We start from the raw sequence: 18,685 nt of genomic DNA, 5'->3' as shown, positions 1-18,685 counted from the left end.
AGTACTCCGAATATAATTTTCCGCGCGAAACCAGTTGGTCTCTTCGCAGTCAAGGACAGTGAAGGGTTCGGTCGGAAATCGCGGAGAAGCCGTGTCGCCGCAGCCTCATTCGAGAGGAACCGGTCCGCTTCAGGAAGCGATCCGATCTATGCTGACCTCCAGCCCCTTTCTCACCCCGCGTCGGGCAGTAAGAACGACGTACTGGATTCCGCATTCTGGCCCGATTTCAAACGTGAAACTTCCCTCCGAACTTCTATCCAGTGCTACGTCCCTGCCCTCGCGGCGCGATCCGCACAGAATGTGTGCGTTCATTTCGGCTTCCTGATCGAAGGAGGAGTAACTCGAACTGGCGTCCGAATTGAGCGAGAGCCGGTACGCCCCCTGCGGTAAGCGCAAGTATTTGGTCGCGATGGGCCGTTCGACCAGGTCCCTGTTCTTGAAATAAAGCGTACCCTCGTCGCGGCCCGGGCGGGTCGTCACACCGGGCACGTCATGGAATATCCATCCGAAGGGATTCGGCGATGCGGAGCGCCCGAACGCCAAGTCGTCGGGGTCCATCGTTCCGCAGCGGCTCGGCCAGACTGTCGCCTCCGATCCTGTCTTGCCAGAATCGTACCCAATCAGGGTAATTTGCGAAAGGATGGCACAATCGGTCTTCGCACCCTGCGCCTCGGCTTCGCGCAAAGTGGCGGCAAACAGCTCGCTCGAATCCTGATTGGCCATTGCGGCCGCACGGAAATTGTTCTCGAAGCCGGGGCTCTGCGCGAGCCGTTCGGACAGCACCTGGCGCCCCTGCTCCTGAGTGATGAGTTGCATGATAGCGAGGTTCACAACGCTCTGGTCGCGCTGGCCGCGAGCCAGCGCTTCGAGGCGGAGGGCTGCCGCCTCGTAATTACCCTGCGCGACGGCCGAGCCGAATACGGTTATCTGCACGTAAGCATCCCGCCAGCCCCGTGCAGCCGCCAGCGTAAGGACGTCCGAGGCCAGCTCGACCTCGTCATTTTCTACTGCGGCCCTGGCGAACAGCCCGAGATTGCCTGCGGACACGGGGCGATGCGCGAGGACGCCTGCCATCAGAGACTGGGCCAAGGCGGGATTGCTCTCGATAACGAAGAGCGCCTTGCGGGCGTCGGCAAAACCTCCGAAGCCGGCGGGCATCATCAAGGCAAGACCGGCACTGTTCCGAGCGGAGCGGTCAAGCTGCGCAGCGGTGATGGCAGCCCCTATGAGGAGGAACGCCACCATCGCGACCAAGCGGCGGACATTATCCCGCACGCCCTGACCTACCCTTCTTCTGCGGATTCGTAGGCATAATAGGACGAGCCGTAATATGCGTAGGCGCTACCGGAATGGCGAGCGTCGAACTTCGTCAGTACCACGCCAATGATGTTCGCGCCGACCATCTGGAGACGGCGGACCGCCGAACGGGTGCCACCGCCCTTACCACGCTGCGAATCGATAGCGAGGACGACCGCGTCGACATGGGCGGCAAGCGTAGTCGCGTCGGCAAGGCCGAGCAGCGGCGGCGCGTCGAATACGACGCAATCGTACTGCGAACGAAGCGTATCAACGACCTTGAGGAAGCTTTCCGAGCTCAGCAAGGCAACCGGATCCGGCGGCATTGGAAGTGCCGTCATGAGGTCCAGATTGGCATTGCCCGACTTGAGGATCGCCTTCTCAAGCGGAAGCTCGCCTGCCAGCACCGCGGTGAAGCCGTCGTGTTTGCCGACTTCCTCGCGGCGATGCATCGTCGGGCGACGCAAATCGGCGTCGATCAGCAGGGTCCTGCGGCCAAGATCGGCAATATCGGTCGCCAGCTTGAACGAGGTCGTGGTCTTGCCTTCGGAGGCGACCGAACTGGTGACGACGATCGTTTCCGGAATGCCATTCCCGCTGCTGTAGCGGATGTTCGTGAGCAAGGCGCTGTAGGCTTCGCTGATCGGCGATTTCGGATCCTGCAGCTCCTCTTTCATCTCGTCCTGGTCGACCTGCGGGATCAAGCCGAGCAGCGGGAGACCGAGCTTCTTCTCGACATCGTCCGGATTGCGCATCGCATCGTCGAGCTGTTCGCGGAAGAATACGAAGCCGCCTGCAAAGACCAATCCGCACAGCAGGGCTGCGAGCAGGTTGATCAGCGGACGTGGGCTGGCCGGTTCGCGCGGCGGTTCCGCCGCATCGATCAGCGAAACATTGTTCGAAGTCGCACCAGCGGTCGCATTCAGTTCGTTGAACCGCGTCAGCAGCGTGTTGTAGAGCGCGCGGTCCGTTTCGGCGACACGCTTCAGTACGTTGTACTGGACACCGCGATCCTGCTCATCGAGCGCATCGGCCCGCAGCGTATCGACTTGGTTGACGATCGAATTCTCCCGATCGCGCGCGGATTCATATTGCAGCCTGATCGAATTCTTGATCGATTGTGCGAGCGCCTGGATCTGGGCGTCTAGCTTGTCCACCTGCGCTTTGGCTGCAAGCACATTCGGGTGATCGTCGAGATAGCGCGAGCTAAGCTGCGCCAAGTTCGCTTCCGCGGCGCTGCGCTGTTCCACAAGCCGTTGTACGGCGAGGTTCTGCAGAACTTCGGGAATATTCAGGAGCGGGACATTTGCGATATTCCGCCACTGCTGCTCGGCCGAGACGCGCTGCGCCGTCGCCTGCGCGGCCACATCGTTCAGCTGGACCAGAGAGTTGTTCGTGATGGAGAGGGTCGTCTCCTGATCGGCGTTGACACCCTGCCCCGCGACGCGGATCAGGCCGGCGGCGCGGGAAAACTGGTTAAGGTCGCGCTCGCTCTGCTCCAGCTTCGATCGGGCATCCTGCAGCTGCTGCGCGAGAAATTCGCGGGCATAGGAAGAACTGTCGAACTTGCGCGCCAGATTTCCTTCGATGAAACTTTCGGCGAATGCGTTGGCGATGCGCGCGGCAAGCACCGGATCTCCGCTGAAGAAGGAGACGGAAACGATCCGGCTATCTGGCGGCAGTGTAACCACTAGGTTTTCCGAAACCACGTCCGCGGCGATTTCGGCGCGCAGTTCCTCGATACTCAATGTAGTATCATAGACGTCGATATCTTCTTCGACCGGATACTCTACGCCCTGCGCCTCGAAGAATGCAGGGCTTTCGGCCAAGCCTTCACGATCGACGACCTGCACGGCCAAGGCCCTGCTGGTGACGATGTCTGCCTGCGTCTGGAGGAAGCGGTCGGCATCCATGTAGCTCGCCGCTGCTGCACGCGCGTCGGAACCCTCGATAATCTGGTCTTCCTGCTGCTCGATCAGGATACGCGAGGTCCCGATATATTCCGGCTTCATCAGGATGGTGGCGAGAATGCCAAGCCCGATGAAGACTGCCAGGATAATGGCAATCGCCACGATATTGCGGCGGATCGCAGTAAGGATAGCGCGCGGGTCGATCTCACTTGGACCGGCATTCGCCGAATCGGAAAAGTTCGTGGCGGGAGCAGCTTCGTCGAATTGCAATTCGCCGCGCGAACTGGAGAAGCTGTGTGCATTCGTGTTCACGTTAGAACCTCGAGAAGACGTTTAGGATGGGCGCCGCGCGCAGGAAGTCCTGATAGGCACCTCGCACGGTCGAGTAGCCGACCACGATGCGGTCGCCGCCCAGGATTTGCGGGTCCGGTGCCCGGCCCTCTTGAATATGGCGCAGATTGAAGACCGCGCCGTAACGCTCGCCGTCGATCTCGCGGAAAATCAGCACTTCGTCGTCCACGGCCCGGTCGGTCAATCCCTTCGCGCGGGCGATGGATTCAACGAGCGAGGATGCGCCGGCGATTTCGTAAACACCGGGCTCGACCACACTGCCGGTTACGGTGACGCGCTGGGCAGCGGATTCGACCACCCCGACGACCACCTGGGGATCGCGGATGAAGCGCGAACCAAGCCCGGCTTCGAGTTCATCGCTGAGCTGCTGCGGGGTCTTTCCGACCGCCTCGATCTGGCCCACGAGCGGGAAGTTGATAAAACCGGAAGCATCGACCGAAACGGTTTCGAAGGATAGCTCCGGCTCCTGGAAGACGCGGATCGAGAGACTGTCGAGAACACCGATGCGATACAGGTTCATCCCGCCCCCTGCCTCGGCAGGCGGCATGACGGCATACGCCGCTTCGTCTTTCGGCAATCCTGCCGAAGGAGAGAAGCACCCGCCGAGTGAAAACAGTGCGGCAACGCACGTGAGACGAACAAGATACGACAAATCAACGAACTCTTTTTTGAACTATTGGTCGCGCAAGGATGGCCACCAGTAGTGCAGCAACGCACAGAAGCGTCTGGTTACGAAGCGGATAGTCGACGAAGGATTGCAATGCGATGCAGACAAGCGCAAGTCCCGCAGCCGCGCCCTCCTTCGACCGATTTACGCCTAGCGCTCGATACCAACTTAGGGAACCCCAAATTAACCAGGCCGAAACGATCGCCAAGCCGAAAATACCGGCTTCCACAGCTATCTCGATGTATTCGTTATGCGCACGTCGGGCAAAGCTCGGGCTGATCGTTTCGAGGCTTTCATCGAGCTGGAATACCTCGTCGAAAGCGCCCATTCCGGCACCGACCGGGAAGAAGCGTTCTGCGGATACCAGTCCGTCCTGCCAGATATCGGGGCGCGCGTCCTCCAGATTCTCGAAACGCTCCAGCGTTGCTGCAAGCCGGGTCTCTGCGGTCAGGTAACCCACGGTCAGGAGGATTGCGCCGAGGCCGAGCACAGCCTGGACGACAAGCTTCCGGCTCATCGACAGCTTGCTATCGCGCAAGGTCAGAAAGACCAGATAGGCGAGCGGCAGGATAAGCAGGGCAGTACTCGATCGCGATTGCGTGAGGATGGTGGCGATCGCGAGAATGCTGGCAAGGACAAGCTTTGCCGTGCGCGGTGATACCACACCGCGATCCGAGAAACGGACGCCGGCCAGCGCGCACAAACCGATGACCGAGAACAGGCCGCTGGTGTTGTGACTGGCGAAGAAACCATAGCTCCGCGAGGCGTCGAGGATCGGATAGGGAAGCGGCGACAGGCCTCTCGTGGCAATCTGGAAACCGCCTAGCAGAAGGTTCAACAGCGCGAACAGGACCAGCAGGCGCAAACCTGCCTGGGCAAAGCCGTGCCGGGAGCCGGACTTGCGGACCAGAAGGAGGACGGTGACGGCCGGGACAAGGCTCGCAAATGCAACGATTGTACGGCCGCGATCGAGGGTCATGGGGAACCATTGGTTCGCCACTCCGACAATATCGCGACTTTCGACGGCAATCTCGCGACCAGGCAATGCCTGCCAGATACCAGGCGGCAGCGGCGCGAGTTGAAGCAGCGGCAATGCGATCGTGGCCGCAACGAGGGCCAGAAGCCCCGCACCTAGCGAGCGCATCGAAGCGCGCGCTTCGGTATTGAACCAGCACAGTAGCGCAAGCGCGAGGAGCTGGATGGTGAGGTTGAGCAGGCCGTAACGCGAACCGCCCCCGCCGATGAGCAAGGCGGCACACAGAATCAGGATTGCCGGCCAACCCAGGGCCACAAGCCCTTCGTTGAACACCCCCAACGCGCGAGGATAGGTCTTACCCCGCCTCATAGACCCTCTAACTCTGCTGAAATTTCAGTAGAAACAAAAAAACCCGCCGACCGAGGCCGGCGGGTTCAATTTTATTCAGGCAATTATGCGCCCGGCGACAGATCGTCGTCGTCGTCGTCGCTAGCAGCAACAACGATACCGGCGATGACTGCAGCAGCAGCCAGAACTGCGATGAGGACCGACGAACCACCGAGTTCAGCTTCCTTCTTGGCAGTCGCGGAAGCGCGGCTGACGTTCGAGAGCTTAACCGGCTTCACCGAAACGGTGCCGGCATCGGCTGCACGGGTACCAGCCTGAGCTGCAACCGGTGCGGTCATCATTGCAATGGCGCCTGCGCCTGCAAGAATCTGCTTAATCATTAAAAACACTCCTAAGAATCTATTTTCACTAGAACTCAGCCCTTGGCTAGCAACATTCACTAGGCCACGCAACCTGCAAAAACGTAAACATGCGTCGATTAAGTTACTGAGTATCGACGAAAAGCCACGCTCCAACGCAAGCAAATTCAACGCTGTGGCAATGCTACCACAGTCATTTGGTTCCGAAGCTGGTCAATATGCATTCGGATGCACGAGAACCCCCACCGTCGCGAATATAATTCTGAAATCACGAATTAGCGACCAGCTTCTAATGTATTCGAGATCCGCCTCGAGCCTATGGGTGAGATGATTTTCACTCTCTGTCGCACCGCGATGTCCGCGGATCTGAGCGAGACCGGTCAAGCCGGGCTTGAGCGAATGGCGATGCCAATACTTGGTTTCGATTTCCCAGAACAACTTCGCATTGGCGACCGATCCCAGCGCATGCGGGCGCGGCCCGACAATGCTCATTTCACCGCGCAGAACATTGAGAAGCTGGGGCAATTCATCGATGCTGGTTGCGCGAATGAAACGTCCGACCTTCGTCACGCGAACATCGCCGCGCGATGTCGACTGCCTCCCGTCGCTGTCGAGCATATTCACCCTCATCGAGCGGAACTTGAACATGGGGAACATGCAATTGCCCTGCCCCATGCGCTGCTGCACGAAGAAAATCGGGCCGCCGTCCTCCAGCTTGATAAGCAAGCCCACCAGGAAGAGCAGCGGAGAGAGGAACAGCAACGCAGGCACGGTCAGCGCGAGGTCCATCGCCCGCTTCATGACACGGGCCTGCAGAGGAAGCGATCCGGTCGAGACAACGATGAAAAGCTCGCCGCCCTCACGCTTGAGCGCGATTGCCCCCAGATGCTTCAGAGGTTCCGAGAGGACATCGCCCCGTACCCCTGCAGCGCGCAGGATTTCCGCCCAGTGCGCCCTGCGCTCCGGCGGGCAGCTTATGACAACGCGGTCCTTGCCGCGCATCCACTTCCCGATCGTGTCCAGGCTGGACGGTGACGACTGCACTTGCGTGACGTCGATATCGCCGACCTCGACGGATACCGCTCCGGGAATTTCGATCCTCGGGCCGCCGTCGATGATGACCAGTGCCGAACTGATAGTGGGCCCGTAGACCATCCGAAGGACCCGGTGGAGAGCGTAACGGAACGCCGCCATTGCGCCGAACCCGAAAATCAGGGCGAGCGACAGCATCACGCGCGAAAAGCTTTCCGACGCCTTCGCGTAGAAGATTATGACCGTACACAATACCGCCGCAATCACGATTGCCAGGCCCAGCCTGCCAATCGCGAACCGCAGGTCCTCGAGCGCGCGTAAAGAATAGCAACGCTGGTATACCATGATTACAGTAAAGATCGGGGCGAATGCGAAGAACATCGAATTCACGAAGTCCGATGCCCATTCAGAGCGGTACAGACCGCCGGCGAGCACGAATGCGCCGCCGAGCAGGATCAGGTCCGCGACCAGCATGAAAGTGTATATCTGTAGACGGCGCCGTTCCATATTCGTGTCGGTCGTCGGCACCGCTTCTGGTGTCATTAACATTTGATATCTTGTACTTTTTGGTCAACCACGGTCCGCAGCAAGTCGCGAACCACCCTCATCCGTTCTGTATATTACGGTTAAGTGTAATTGTCGCCCTGCGGATGACATGCACGATAATATTCCGCCACAGATGTCGTATTTGTGCACAACGCCGGTCGGGCTGCGATGATCCCCACCTGCCTTGCCCTTACGCTATCCTCTGCTAAAGCGCGCGCAACTCAATTCGAACTGACAGGAAACCCATGGCCAAGATCAAGGTAGCCAACCCGGTCGTCGAACTCGACGGCGACGAAATGACGAAGATCATCTGGAAGTGGATCCGCGAGAGGCTGATCCTTCCCTATCTCGACGTCGACCTGAAATATTACGACCTCTCGATCGAGAAGCGCGACGAGACCGACGACCAGATCACGGTCGACGCGGCCAACGCGATCAAGGAACACGGTGTCGGCGTCAAGTGCGCCACCATCACCCCCGACGAAGCACGCGTCGAGGAATTCGACCTCAAGAAGATGTGGCGCTCGCCCAACGGCACCATCCGCAACATCCTTGGCGGCGTGGTCTTCCGCGAGCCGATCGTGATCGACAATGTGCCTCGCCTCGTTCCCGGCTGGACCGATCCCATCGTGGTCGGCCGTCACGCTTTCGGTGACCAGTACCGCGCCACCGACACGCTGATCCCCGGTGCCGGCAAGCTGCGCCTTGTGTTCGAAGGTGCCGACGGGAAGAACATCGATCTCGACGTGTTCGAATTCGAAAGCCCGGGCGTGGCCATGGCGATGTACAATCTCGACGACAGCATCCGCGATTTTGCCCGTGCCAGCTTCCAGTACGGTCTCGACCGCAAGTGGCCGGTGTACCTGTCGACCAAGAACACCATCCTCAAAAAGTACGATGGTCGCTTCAAGGACCTGTTCCAGGAAATTTTCGACGCCGAATACAAGGAACAGTTCGACAAGCACGGCATCACTTACGAACACCGCCTGATCGACGACATGGTCGCCGCCGCCCTCAAGTGGAACGGCAAGTTCGTCTGGGCCTGCAAGAACTACGACGGCGACGTCCAGTCGGACATCGTTGCACAGGGCTTCGGCTCGCTCGGCCTGATGACTTCGGTCCTGATGACGCCCGATGGCAAGACCGTCGAAGCGGAAGCCGCTCACGGCACGGTCACGCGCCACTATCGCCAGCACCAGCAGGGCAAGGCGACTTCGACCAACCCGATCGCCAGCATCTTCGCCTGGACGCGCGGCCTCATGTATCGCGGCAAGTTCGACAACACGCCCGACGTGGTGAAGTTTGCCGAAACGCTCGAGCAGGTCTGCATCAAGACCGTCGAGAGCGGCAAGATGACCAAGGATCTTGCGCTGCTCATCGGCCCTGAACAGAGCTGGATGACGACCGAACAGTTCTTCGAAGCCATCGTCGAAGGCCTCGAAGCCGAGATGTCCGCACAGGGTCTCGGAGCGTAAAAACATGCCGCTGCGCCGATATGCAGGCATAGCATTTGGCGCAGCGGCACTGATCCTGGCATCGCCGCTCATCGCGCCGCAAGTTCTCGCTTTTCCGCACTATACGGAGATCGAAGGAAATCGCGTCTGGTCGGAAACGCCGATCGACCGAGCAGATCTTGCGCGCGTGATGGAGCGTGCCGACACGCTGGTTGCGGCGAGCCCGATCGCGCGTGACAGTGAAACCCGCGATATTTTCTTCACCCGCGACGGTTGGAGATGGGTCTGGCTGGCAAACCAGTCACGCGGTGCATTCGGCCTCACCCGGCTCGCGGGTCAGAAGCTGATTATCAATCGCGCCGACTTTGACGCGGATCGTGTCGTACGCGGGCCCGGAGTTGGCGGCTCGCGCCAGCTTTCCTCGGTTATCGCCCATGAGAAAACGCATGGTGTCCTGCTCAACCATTTCGGTTTCGTCGCCATGGCCCTGCAGCCGCGATGGAAGGTCGAGGGGTATTGCGATCATGTTGCGCAGGAGAGCGCCCTCAGCCCCAGTGACGTAAAAAATCTGGAAGAGAGCGGCCAAACCCATCCGGCTTTGATGTATTATCGAGGTCGGAAGCAGGTCGAGCAAGAGCTTGCATCCAACGGCGGTGATGTAACCGCCTTGTTTTCTGCAGAAGATTTTTAGTCGCTGGCCACGCTTGCGGGACAGGTGCAACCAGCCGCGTGAAACCGCCATGCGACTTGCTCGTTAGCACGATAAGCCAGATCATCGGGGTCGGCACAACGCCGGCCCCGTTTTCGTTTGGGGTCGATCGAAATACACGGGGTTAAAATGGCCAAGCAGCCGGCAAAGAAGCGCACCACTCGCCGCAAGGGCAGCGAAAAGTTCGGGCAGAAGCGGCTCGACGTCCGCAATGCGAAGATCAAGGATATTCCCGGCATCGCGAACCTCGTGCGGCGGGTTTACGAGGACATGCCCGCCTATACCCACGGCGAAATCCGCGGCCAGATCAACAACTTCAAGGAAGGGTGCTTCGTCGCCACTCTAGACGACGAGGTGGTCGGCTATTGCGCGACGATGCAACTTGCCGAAGCGCTGGCTTTCCAGGAGCATGACTGGGACGAGATCACCGGCAATGGCTACGGCAGCCGCCACGATCCGACCGGCGACTGGCTCTACGGCTACGAGATGTGTGTCGATCCCAAGGTGCGCGGCGTGCGCATCGGGCGCCGTCTTTACGAAGAACGCCGCGCGTTGGCCGAGGAGAAGGACCTGACCGGCATCGTCTTTGCCGGGCGTATGCCGAACTACCGCCGCCTGCGCCGCAAGGTCGATGGCCCGCAGGATTATCTCGACCAGGTCGTGGCCGGGAAGCTGCACGATCCCGTCCTGCGCTTCCAGCTCGCCAACGGCTTCGAGCCGGAGCGGGTGATGGAAGGCTATCTTCCCGAAGACAAGGCCAGCATGGCGAACGCCGTGATGATGGTCTGGCGCAACCCCTATGTGGAGCGCGACCAGCCGGTGAAAAAGCGTATCCCACGCGGGGTCGAGGCGGTTCGTGTGGCAACCTGCCAGCTGCAGGCGCGCGCAGTGGCGGACTATGAAGAGTTCATGCGTCACGTCACATATTTCGTCGATGTTGCAAGCGATTACGAATCGGACTTCATAGTCTTTCCAGAACTTTTCACGCTTATGTTGCTGAGTTTCGAGGAGAAGGAACTTTCTCCGGTCGAGGCGATCGAGCGGTTGTCCGAATACACCCCTCGCCTGCGCGACGACATTTCCGAAATGGCTATGCGCTACAACATCAACATCATCGCAGGTAGCCACCCCACCCGCATGGACGACGGCGACATCCATAACGTCGCCTATGTCTGCCTGCGCGACGGATCGGTGCATGCGCAGGAGAAGATCCACCCCACCCCGAACGAGCGGTATTGGTGGAACATCAAGGGCGGCGACAAGGTCGAGGTGATCCAGACCGACTGCGGCCCGATCGGCGTGCAGATCTGCTACGACAGCGAATTCCCCGAACTATCCCGCCGCCTTGCCGACGAAGGCGCGCGCATCATCTTCGTGCCCTTCTGCACCGACAGTCGCCAGGGCTATCTGCGTGTGCGCTATTGCGGCCAGGCACGCGCCATCGAGAACCAGTGCTTCGTCGTGCTCTCCGGCAATGTCGGAAACCTGCCGAACGTCGGGAACATGGATATCCAGTATGCGCAAAGCTGCATCCTGACACCTTGCGACTTTCCCTTCGCGCGCGACGGGATTGCGGCCGAGTCCACCGAGAATGTCGAGACGCTCACCATCAGCGATGTGAACCTCGCCGACCTGCAATGGGCGCGCGCGGAAGGCACGGTCCGCAACCTCGCCGACCGCCGCTTCGACCTCTACCGCATCGAGTGGGATGAGGACGGCAAGCACCCCGGAAAACCCCGTCCGCGCCGGGAGCCGCTTGGTCCTGCCGGTCCCGGTGGCGGCTGAGGCTAGAAGCGGGCGTTGAAAGTCGCTGCCGCGCCGACTTCCGCCGGGCTGTCTGCGACATGGTCGGGCTGGTGACGATAGAACAGCGAAGCGCCGCCCCAGCCGAAGGACACCGGCCCGGTCCAGCGTGCTTCGCCAACGACTTCCCGCCCGCTGGGTGCCAGCGAGAGACGTCGGTTGGAGAAAAGCGCGCTTTCGGTCGCGTAATCGTAGCCGGTCGGTACGCGCAGGTTAAGCCCGCCGCGCTCCACGCGGATCGGTTGCGACAGGCGGAACGCCATGCTGTCGGCGAGGCCGAAGACACCGCGGCGCTGCAAATCCACCGACCAGCCGGAGGACCTAAGACCCTTCGAATTGCTTATGAGCCCTGCCTCATCGGCAAAAAACCACCCGTTCTGATACGCTCCGCCGAGCGTCCAGTATGACCCGAAGGAATGCGCGAGCCGCGTCGTTACGGTGAGGCTCTGCGATCCCGCGCCGCCCAGGGACCCGCCGAACCAGCCGCCGAGCAGCGTCTTGTCTTCCCGCATCCAGTCCACCGCGACCGAGCTTTCGACCGGCAGCCCCAGGCTGCTGAGTTCGATACCTGCGCGCGCGAAGCCCAGACGGTCGAACACTTCGGGCTGGCGGTCGATAAGCAATGCATCCGTCCCCAGAGCGATGCGCCCCTCTTCGAACGTCACCGTCGCGCTTGCGTCCGGCGAGAGATCGAAACCTGCCGCAAACGCGCGCTGGTCGCGGCTTCGGAAGGGGGACGCGCCGTTACCCGAACCGGCGATCAGGAACGCCGGTTCGCTCGCGCCTGCCAACTGCGTCGTCAGGCCGCGGGCGCCCTCGTTGACCGAAAAGCCGAATGCCATCTTGGGCGACAACCGCGCGATGACCCTGCCGGCGAGCAATCTGGCAGTGTCCGCCTCGCCGCTCGAAAGGAGGAGTTCCGTGGGAGCTTCCAGCCCTCCCCGTGCGGCGAGCCTGTCCGAAACGCTGAATGCCATCGATAGCGCACCCTCGTTCACGACATGGCGCGTCGCACCCGTCGCAAGGGCTGCGCGCAACCTGTCGTTGTCGCGGTTCGCGTCCTTCAAGCCCCCGCCAAGATCGACCGAGAAGGCCCGATCGTATTTGTCGGTCGCGATTACGGCCATGCCGCCGTATGAAGAAAGCGCGTCGCCCATCGCCGGCGATCCCACCGCAGTCGGCTGGTTTCCGGTCAGACGAATTGTGGTCCCCGCAACCGACATTGCGCCGGCGGGACGGAAGGCCTGGGCAACGTCGAGTATTCCCCTGCCGAAGATCGCATCCGTGCCGACGGCCCCGCCGTCCCTCGCGCTTTCGAGCAGGAGCTCGACGATCTCCGCGCCGCTGAGATTGGGGAATGCCTGCCGGATCAGGGCAACCGCACCAGCGACTTGCGGCGCGGCGAAGCTGGTGCCGGAGAACAGGATGACGAACTGCCCTTCCGAGGTCGTCTCGATGTAGATCTCGCCGTCTTCGTAAACACAGCAGACCGCCTCGCCGCGCGCCGAGAGGTAATATTGCGCGTCGTTGCCGGCCGGATTGGCGAAGCTGGAAAAATCGCCGTTCTCGTCGACCGAGCCGACGATGATCACATTGTCGCCGCCGGCAGCCCGGATATCGCTGGCGAAGGGGGTGGGCTGGAACTGGTCGAAATCGGGATCGCTGCCGTCACCGTAATTGCCCGACGAAACGACGATCACGACCCCTGCAGCAGAGGCACGCCTGACAGCGTCGAGAACCGCATTACCCGGTGACTGGCCACCAAGGCTGAGGTTCACCACGGTTGCCCCGGCGCTTACAGCTACGTCGATCCCGCGAGCGATGTCGCGGTCGAAAAAGCTGCATCCCAGCGAGGGATCATCGGGCGTGTCGGTTGCGCAGCTGCCCGGTGAATCGGCGCGCAGTGCAAGGATTTCGGCGTCGAACGCCATGCCGAGCACACCGATGCCATCGCGCGCACCCGCCGCGACCAGGCTTACATTGGTCCCGTGGTCGTCGACCCCGTTGACGGACCGGTTGCCCGCGACGTCCTGCGACTGGGGATGGATACGATTGGCGAATTCGGGGCTGTCGAGATCGATGCCGGAATCGATGACCGCAATGATCGACCCCGCTCCCGTCGCGCCATTTTCCCACGCGGTGATCGCGCCATGGAACTTGGGACCGTCCGACTGGTCGAACTCGCGTGTCTGGAAGTTGGTCGGAGACGGCGTCGGACTTGGCGTCGGCGTGGGACTCGGCGTCGGCGTCGGGCTCGGTGTGGGCGTAGGCGCCGGACGCGGCGTGCTGATCGGGCGGTCGCTGCCACCCCCTCCTCCACAGGCGTAGAGGACGGACGCCATGCTCAATGCAGCGCATGCACGCAGCAGGTTCGAACGCATTGGGTTTCTCTTCAAAGTGCGACCTTTCACCGCCGATCTATCGCTTTTGCGTTAGCGAACCCTGAACCGGCCAATTCTCCCGTGCATTCAGCGCGCAAAGCCGGATGACAAGGACAGCCGAAGACCATAAGGCAAGTGCATGGCATCTGGCGACCTCGCTTCTCCCGCAATTTCCGACGCACTCGTCATCCTGGGCGCGGCGGGCCTAGTGATCCCGGTCTTCACGCGATTCCGCATCACACCGGTCATCGGTTTCATCCTGATCGGCATTCTCGTCGGCCCCTATGGCCTCGGGCAGCTGGTCTACGAAAGACCACTGCTGGAACATATAACCATATCCGATCCCGAGGCGCTGGAGCCATTTGCGGAATTCGGGATCATCCTGCTCCTCTTCGCAATCGGTCTCGAACTTTCCTTTAACCGCCTATGGCAACTGAGAAGGCTGGTCTTCGGACTGGGTGCGATGGAGCTGATGATCGGCGGCCTGTGCCTGGCCGCGGTTCTGGCCATGATGGGGCAGTACTGGACCGGCGCGCTGGCGCTGGGCTTCGCCCTCGCCTTTTCCTCGACAGCCATCGTCCTGCCAATTTCGGGCAGCACCAGCCCGGTCGGACGGGCGGCGCTGTCCATGCTGCTGTTCGAGGACATCATGATCGTTCCGATCATCTTCATCCTCGGCGCCATGGCCCCCAATGCGCAGGCAGAGGGCTGGAGCGGGATGATCGACACGCTGTGGCAGGGTGCCCTGGTCATCGCGGTGATGATGATCGCGGGCAGGATCGCCCTTCCCCGCCTCTTCGCACAGGCCGCGCGCACCAAGAGCCCGGAGCTATTCCTCGCCGCCGCCCTGCTCGTTGTCATCGGTTCGAGCCTGGCCACGGCAGCCGTCGGGCTGTCGCCCATCGTCGGCGCCCTGATCGCCGGCCTGCTCATCGCGGAAACCGAATATCACGGCGAAGTCGAGACCATCATGGAGCCGTTCAAGGGCCTGGCGCTCGGTATCTTCCTCATTACGGTGGGAATGAGCATCGACCTGCGAACGATCTGGGATAACATCGGCATGATCGCCATCGCCGTGCTCGGCGTCCTCGTATTCAAGGCCCTGCTCACCGGGACGCTACTGCGCCTGATGGGCGCACGCCGGAGCACCGCTGCGGAAACGGGCATCCTGATGGCCAGCCCGTCGGAAACCACCCTGATCGTGCTCGCTGCCGCCAGCAGCGCCATGCTGATCCAGCCCGGGACTGCGCAATTCTGGCAGATCGTCACCGCTATCGGTCTCACCTTCACGCCGCTTCTTGCACGGCTAGGCCGCGTGGTCGGCCGCCGCGTCGAGCCCGCTCCCGAGCTTCCGGAAGATGACGAGGGCGAACCGCGGGTCATCATCATCGGCGCGGGCCGCGTGGGCCGGCTGATCGCGCAAATGCTCGACGAGCATGAGAAACCCTACATCGCGATCGATGCCGATGCCGACATCATCGAAAGTGCGAAGCGGAAGGGGTACCGCGCGGTCTTCGGCGATGCTGCCAGGGGCGATGTGCTGCAGCATCTCGGGATCGAGAATGCGCTTGCGGTCGTCCTCACCATGGACGAGCCGATCCTCGCCCAGCGCGTGGTCGCCAAGCTGCGCGCCAGTTACCCCGATCTCCTGATCGTGGCGCGCGCACGCGACATTGCACATGCGTCCGCGCTCTATCGTGCCGGAGCAAGCCATGCCGTGCCCGAAACGCTGGAGGCGACGTTGCAATTGTCCGAAGCGGTGCTGGTCGACATCGGCGTCGCCATGGGGCCTGTCATCGCCTCCATTCACGAAAAGCGGGACGAATTCCGCGCCCGGATCGAGGAGGACGGCGCGCTGACCTATAAGCCGAAGCTACGCTCGGGCACGATAGACGGCTGATTTTATGTGAACTCTTGCGTTTCCGATGCGTTGGTTAGGCAAAGGAGACACAAATGAGCGACACAGATCCAACCAAACCGATCCCGAACGACGAAAAGTTCAAGCCGCAGAACGTGGCTGATCCCTTGAAGGACCAGGCCCCCGATCAACTACGCGGCAAACCCGGCGATACCGAAGGTTACGATATCGAGCAGGGCTCCAGCGGCGTGACGAAGAAAACGCCCAGCGCCTGATCTACGGTAAGATTTGAAAGCGCCTGACGGACCCCGGTCCGTCAGGCGTTTTCGCGTTCGAGCGCGGTGCGGACGGCGGCAAGCGCATCGTCCGCCTTGGCCCCGTCGGGACCGCCACCCTGCGCCATGTCGGGACGGCCTCCACCGCCCTTGCCGCCCAAGGCTTCGACGCCGGCACGGACGAGGTCGACCGCACTGACGCGATCGGTAAGATCGTCCGTCACGGCAACGGCAAAGGCGCCTTTTCCGTCGTTGACGGCACAAATCGCGGCAACGCCCGATCCCATGCGCTTTTTCGCCTCGTCGAGAAGCGGGCGCAGTTCCTTGGGATTGAGGCCCTCGATCACCTGGCCGGAGAAGGTGATACCACCGATGTCTTCGTCGGCAGTCGCAGCATCACCCGAGCCGCCGCCACCCAACGCAAGGGCGCGCTTGGCTTCGGCAAGTTCCTTTTCGAGGCGCTTGCGCTCTTCAACTAAGGCCGACACGCGCGCGGCGGCTTCGTCCGGAGAGGTCTTGAGAGCGCCCGCGATTGCGCGCACCGTTTCGTCGCGGGTCAGCAGCCACTGGCGTGCCGCCTCTCCCGTCAGCGCTTCGATACGGCGTACGCCGGAGCTGACTGCGCTCTCGCTGACGATCTTGAACAGGCCGATATCGCCCGTCGCTTCGACGTGGGTGCCGCCGCACAGTTCGACCGAGTAATTCGTGCCCTCGTCGCCCCTGCGACCCATCGACAGGACGCGGACTTCGTCGCCGTATTTCTCACCGAACAGCGCCAAGGCGCCGGCAGCCACGGCATCGTCGGGCGTCATCAGGCGCGTGCCGACGGTTTCGTTTGCACGGATTTCTTCGTTCACCTCGGCTTCGATCGCCGCGATGTCCTCGTCCGACAGCGGCTTGGGGTGGGAAAAGTCGAAGCGGAAACGATCGTCCGAAACGAGCGAGCCCTTCTGCGTCACATGGCCGCCGAGACGATTGCGCAGCGCTGCGTGAACAAGGTGCGTCGCCGAGTGGTTCGCACGGATGCGATCGCGGCGCCCGGCATCGATTTCGAGATGGACGGCATCGCCGACCTTGATCGTTCCCTTGGCGACCTTGGCGACGTGCGTGTGCAAACGCCCAAGCGGCTTGTTCGTCGTCGAAACGGCGATCTCGAGGCCCTCGGGCGTCCAGATGCGCCCGGCATCGCCTGTCTGGCCGCCGCTCTCGCCGTAGAAGGGCGTCTGGTTGGTCAGCACGATCACGTCGTCACCTTCGGACGCGCTGTCGAGTTCCACTCCGTCCTTTACGAGAGCGACGACTTCCGCCTCGCCCGTGTCGGAGCTGTAGCCGGTAAACTCGGTCGAGCCTTCGCGCTCTGCGATGTCGAACCAGACTTCCTCGCTGGCCGCCTCGCCCGAGCCTTTCCACGCTGCGCGCGCAGCTGCCTTTTGCTGCGCCATGGCGGCATCGAAGCCGTCCTTGTCGACGCCGATACCGCGATTGCGCAGCGCGTCTTCGGTGAGGTCGTAGGGAAAGCCATAGGTGTCGTAGAGCTTGAACGCGGTCTCGCCGTCCAGCGTGCCGCCCTCGCCCATGTCGCCGGTGGCTTCGTCGAGGAGCTTGAGGCCCTTGTCGAGCGTGCGGCGGAACTGCGTTTCTTCGCGCTCCAGCACTTCCTGAATCAGCGGCTGGCCGCGTACCAGTTCGGGATAGGCAGCGCCCATTTCGCTGACGAGTTCGGGCACGAGGCGATGCATGAGCGGCTGGCTCGCACCCAGCAGGTGGGCGTGGCGCATGGCACGGCGCATAATGCGGCGAAGGACATAGCCGCGGCCTTCGTTACTCGGCAGGACGCCGTCGGCCAGCAGGAAGCTGGTCGAGCGCAAGTGGTCGGCGATGACGCGGTGGCTGGCCCGCTGGTCGCCTTCGGCCTTCACTCCGGTAAGCGCCTCGCTGGCTCCGATCAGCGCCTTGAAAGTGTCGGTGTCGTAATTGTCATGCACGCCCTGCATGACCGCCGCTACGCGCTCGATGCCCATACCGGTATCGATGCTGGGCTTTGGCAGGTCGCCGACGATCTCGTCCGCTTCCTGCGTGAACTGCATGAAGACGAGGTTCCAGATTTCGACGAAGCGGTCACCATCCTCTTCCGGGCTGCCCGGAGGGCCGCCCCAGATGTGATCGCCGTGGTCGTAGAAGATTTCCGAACACGGGCCACACGGACCATCCGATCCCATGGCCCAGAAATTGTCCTTGGTCGGGATGCGGATGATCTTGTCGTCGGCAAATCCGGTGCGCTTCTTCCACAGGTCGAAAGCTTCGTCGTCCGTGTGGTAGACCGTAACCAGCAGCTTTTCGGGATCGAGACCCCACTCCTTGGTCAGCAGCGTCCACGCATGGTCGATCGCCTGTTCCTTGAAATAGTCGCCAAAGCTGAAATTGCCGAGCATTTCGAAGAAGGTATGGTGGCGCGCGGTGTAGCCGACATTGTCCAAATCGTTATGCTTGCCGCCTGCGCGCACGCATTTCTGCGAGCTCGTCGCACGCGGCGCCGGCGGCGTTTCGAGGCCGGTAAACGCATTCTTGAACGGCACCATGCCCGCATTGACGAACATCAGTGTGGGATCGCTGAAGGGCACCAGGGGTGCGCTCTGCACTTCCTCGTGCCCATTGGCGGCAAAGTAATCGAGGAAGGAGCGGCGGATTTCGTTGGTCGACGTCATGGCAAGCGCAAGTAA

13 protein-coding genes are annotated in these 18,685 nt (G+C 61.6%); 5 read left to right on the top strand and 8 right to left on the bottom strand.

The features are described 5' to 3' along the window. Positions 1-129: 129 nt before the first annotated feature. The 6 genes from K3179_RS11090 to K3179_RS13485 all read right to left on the bottom strand — a co-directional run bounded on the left by K3179_RS11090 (position 130) and on the right by K3179_RS13485 (position 7,482). A complete protein-coding gene (locus K3179_RS11090; protein ID WP_221564998.1) occupies positions 130-1,275 on the bottom strand; it encodes a hypothetical protein in 1,146 nt (381 codons plus the stop codon). Positions 1,276-1,283: 8 nt separating this feature from the next. Continuing rightward, positions 1,284-3,518, bottom strand: a complete 2,235-nt coding sequence (locus K3179_RS11085) for a GumC family protein (RefSeq protein WP_221564996.1) — start codon at positions 3,516-3,518, stop codon at positions 1,284-1,286. A gap of 1 nt (position 3,519) precedes the next feature. Then, a complete protein-coding gene (locus K3179_RS11080; protein ID WP_221564994.1) occupies positions 3,520-4,209 on the bottom strand; it encodes a polysaccharide biosynthesis/export family protein in 690 nt (229 codons plus the stop codon). Position 4,210: 1 nt separating this feature from the next. Then, positions 4,211-5,515 (bottom strand): O-antigen ligase family protein, encoded by a 1,305-nt coding sequence (locus K3179_RS11075; protein WP_221564992.1) that lies wholly within the window; start codon positions 5,513-5,515, stop codon positions 4,211-4,213. Between the two features lie 137 nt (positions 5,516-5,652). Next, on the bottom strand, positions 5,653-5,928 hold the full coding sequence (locus K3179_RS11070) for a hypothetical protein (protein ID WP_221564990.1): 276 nt from the start codon (positions 5,926-5,928) through the stop codon (positions 5,653-5,655). Between the two features lie 192 nt (positions 5,929-6,120). Continuing rightward, positions 6,121-7,482 (bottom strand): sugar transferase, encoded by a 1,362-nt coding sequence (locus K3179_RS13485; protein WP_247712949.1) that lies wholly within the window; start codon positions 7,480-7,482, stop codon positions 6,121-6,123. A 248-nt stretch (positions 7,483-7,730) separates the two neighbouring features. On the opposite strand from K3179_RS13485, the gene K3179_RS11060 reads away from it, so the two are divergent. The 3 genes from K3179_RS11060 (at position 7,731) to K3179_RS11050 (ending at position 11,433) form a co-directional block, all read left to right on the top strand. Then, positions 7,731-8,960: an NADP-dependent isocitrate dehydrogenase gene (locus K3179_RS11060; RefSeq protein WP_221564988.1), complete on the top strand. Its 1,230-nt coding sequence runs from the start codon at positions 7,731-7,733 to the stop codon at positions 8,958-8,960. Between the two features lie 169 nt (positions 8,961-9,129). Continuing rightward, on the top strand, positions 9,130-9,630 hold the full coding sequence (locus tag K3179_RS11055; protein WP_221564986.1) for a hypothetical protein: 501 nt from the start codon (positions 9,130-9,132) through the stop codon (positions 9,628-9,630). A 147-nt stretch (positions 9,631-9,777) separates the two neighbouring features. Further along, on the top strand, positions 9,778-11,433 hold the full coding sequence (locus K3179_RS11050; RefSeq protein WP_221564984.1) for a carbon-nitrogen hydrolase family protein: 1,656 nt from the start codon (positions 9,778-9,780) through the stop codon (positions 11,431-11,433). 2 nt (positions 11,434-11,435) lie between these two features. Here K3179_RS11050 and K3179_RS11045 read toward each other — a convergent pair whose 3' ends face one another. Beyond that, on the bottom strand, positions 11,436-13,832 hold the full coding sequence (locus K3179_RS11045) for a S8 family peptidase (RefSeq protein ID WP_221564982.1): 2,397 nt from the start codon (positions 13,830-13,832) through the stop codon (positions 11,436-11,438). Between the two features lie 139 nt (positions 13,833-13,971). Between K3179_RS11045 and K3179_RS11040 the strand changes: the two genes are divergently transcribed. Continuing rightward, complete coding sequence (locus K3179_RS11040; protein WP_221564979.1) at positions 13,972-15,732, top strand: cation:proton antiporter domain-containing protein; 1,761 nt, start codon at positions 13,972-13,974, stop codon at positions 15,730-15,732. Positions 15,733-15,785: 53 nt separating this feature from the next. Then, the gene (locus tag K3179_RS11035) at positions 15,786-15,965 is read left to right on the top strand and encodes a hypothetical protein (protein ID WP_221564969.1); all 180 of its coding nucleotides are present in this window, start codon (positions 15,786-15,788) and stop codon (positions 15,963-15,965) included. Between the two features lie 41 nt (positions 15,966-16,006). Here the strand turns inward: K3179_RS11035 and alaS are convergent, their stop codons facing one another. Then, on the bottom strand, positions 16,007-18,670 hold the full coding sequence (alaS, locus tag K3179_RS11030) for an alanine--tRNA ligase (protein ID WP_221564967.1): 2,664 nt from the start codon (positions 18,668-18,670) through the stop codon (positions 16,007-16,009). Between the last annotated feature and the right edge of the window lie 15 nt (positions 18,671-18,685).

The sequence above is a fragment of the Qipengyuania intermedia genome (genome assembly GCF_019711615.1).
GTDB classification, from domain to species: domain Bacteria; phylum Pseudomonadota; class Alphaproteobacteria; order Sphingomonadales; family Sphingomonadaceae; genus Qipengyuania; species Qipengyuania intermedia.
The sequence above is the reverse complement of the archived record's forward strand: the minus strand, read 5'-3'. Positions and strand labels throughout refer to the sequence as shown.

Bases quoted from the DNA above. Each gene is read 5' to 3' on its own strand.
- alaS (WP_221564967.1), bottom strand. From the start codon at position 18,670: ATGACGTCGACCAACGAAATCCGCCGCTCCTTCCTCGATTACTTTGCC.
- K3179_RS11045 (WP_221564982.1), bottom strand. From the start codon at position 13,832: ATGCGTTCGAACCTGCTGCGTGCATGCGCTGCATTGAGCATGGCGTCC.
- K3179_RS11060 (WP_221564988.1), top strand. From the start codon at position 7,731: ATGGCCAAGATCAAGGTAGCCAACCCGGTCGTCGAACTCGACGGCGAC.
- K3179_RS11035 (WP_221564969.1), top strand. From the start codon at position 15,786: ATGAGCGACACAGATCCAACCAAACCGATCCCGAACGACGAAAAGTTC.
- K3179_RS11050 (WP_221564984.1), top strand. From the start codon at position 9,778: ATGGCCAAGCAGCCGGCAAAGAAGCGCACCACTCGCCGCAAGGGCAGC.
- K3179_RS11070 (WP_221564990.1), bottom strand. From the start codon at position 5,928: ATGATTAAGCAGATTCTTGCAGGCGCAGGCGCCATTGCAATGATGACC.
- K3179_RS11055 (WP_221564986.1), top strand. From the start codon at position 9,130: ATGGAGCGTGCCGACACGCTGGTTGCGGCGAGCCCGATCGCGCGTGAC.
- K3179_RS11040 (WP_221564979.1), top strand. From the start codon at position 13,972: ATGGCATCTGGCGACCTCGCTTCTCCCGCAATTTCCGACGCACTCGTC.
- K3179_RS13485 (WP_247712949.1), bottom strand. From the start codon at position 7,482: ATGACACCAGAAGCGGTGCCGACGACCGACACGAATATGGAACGGCGC.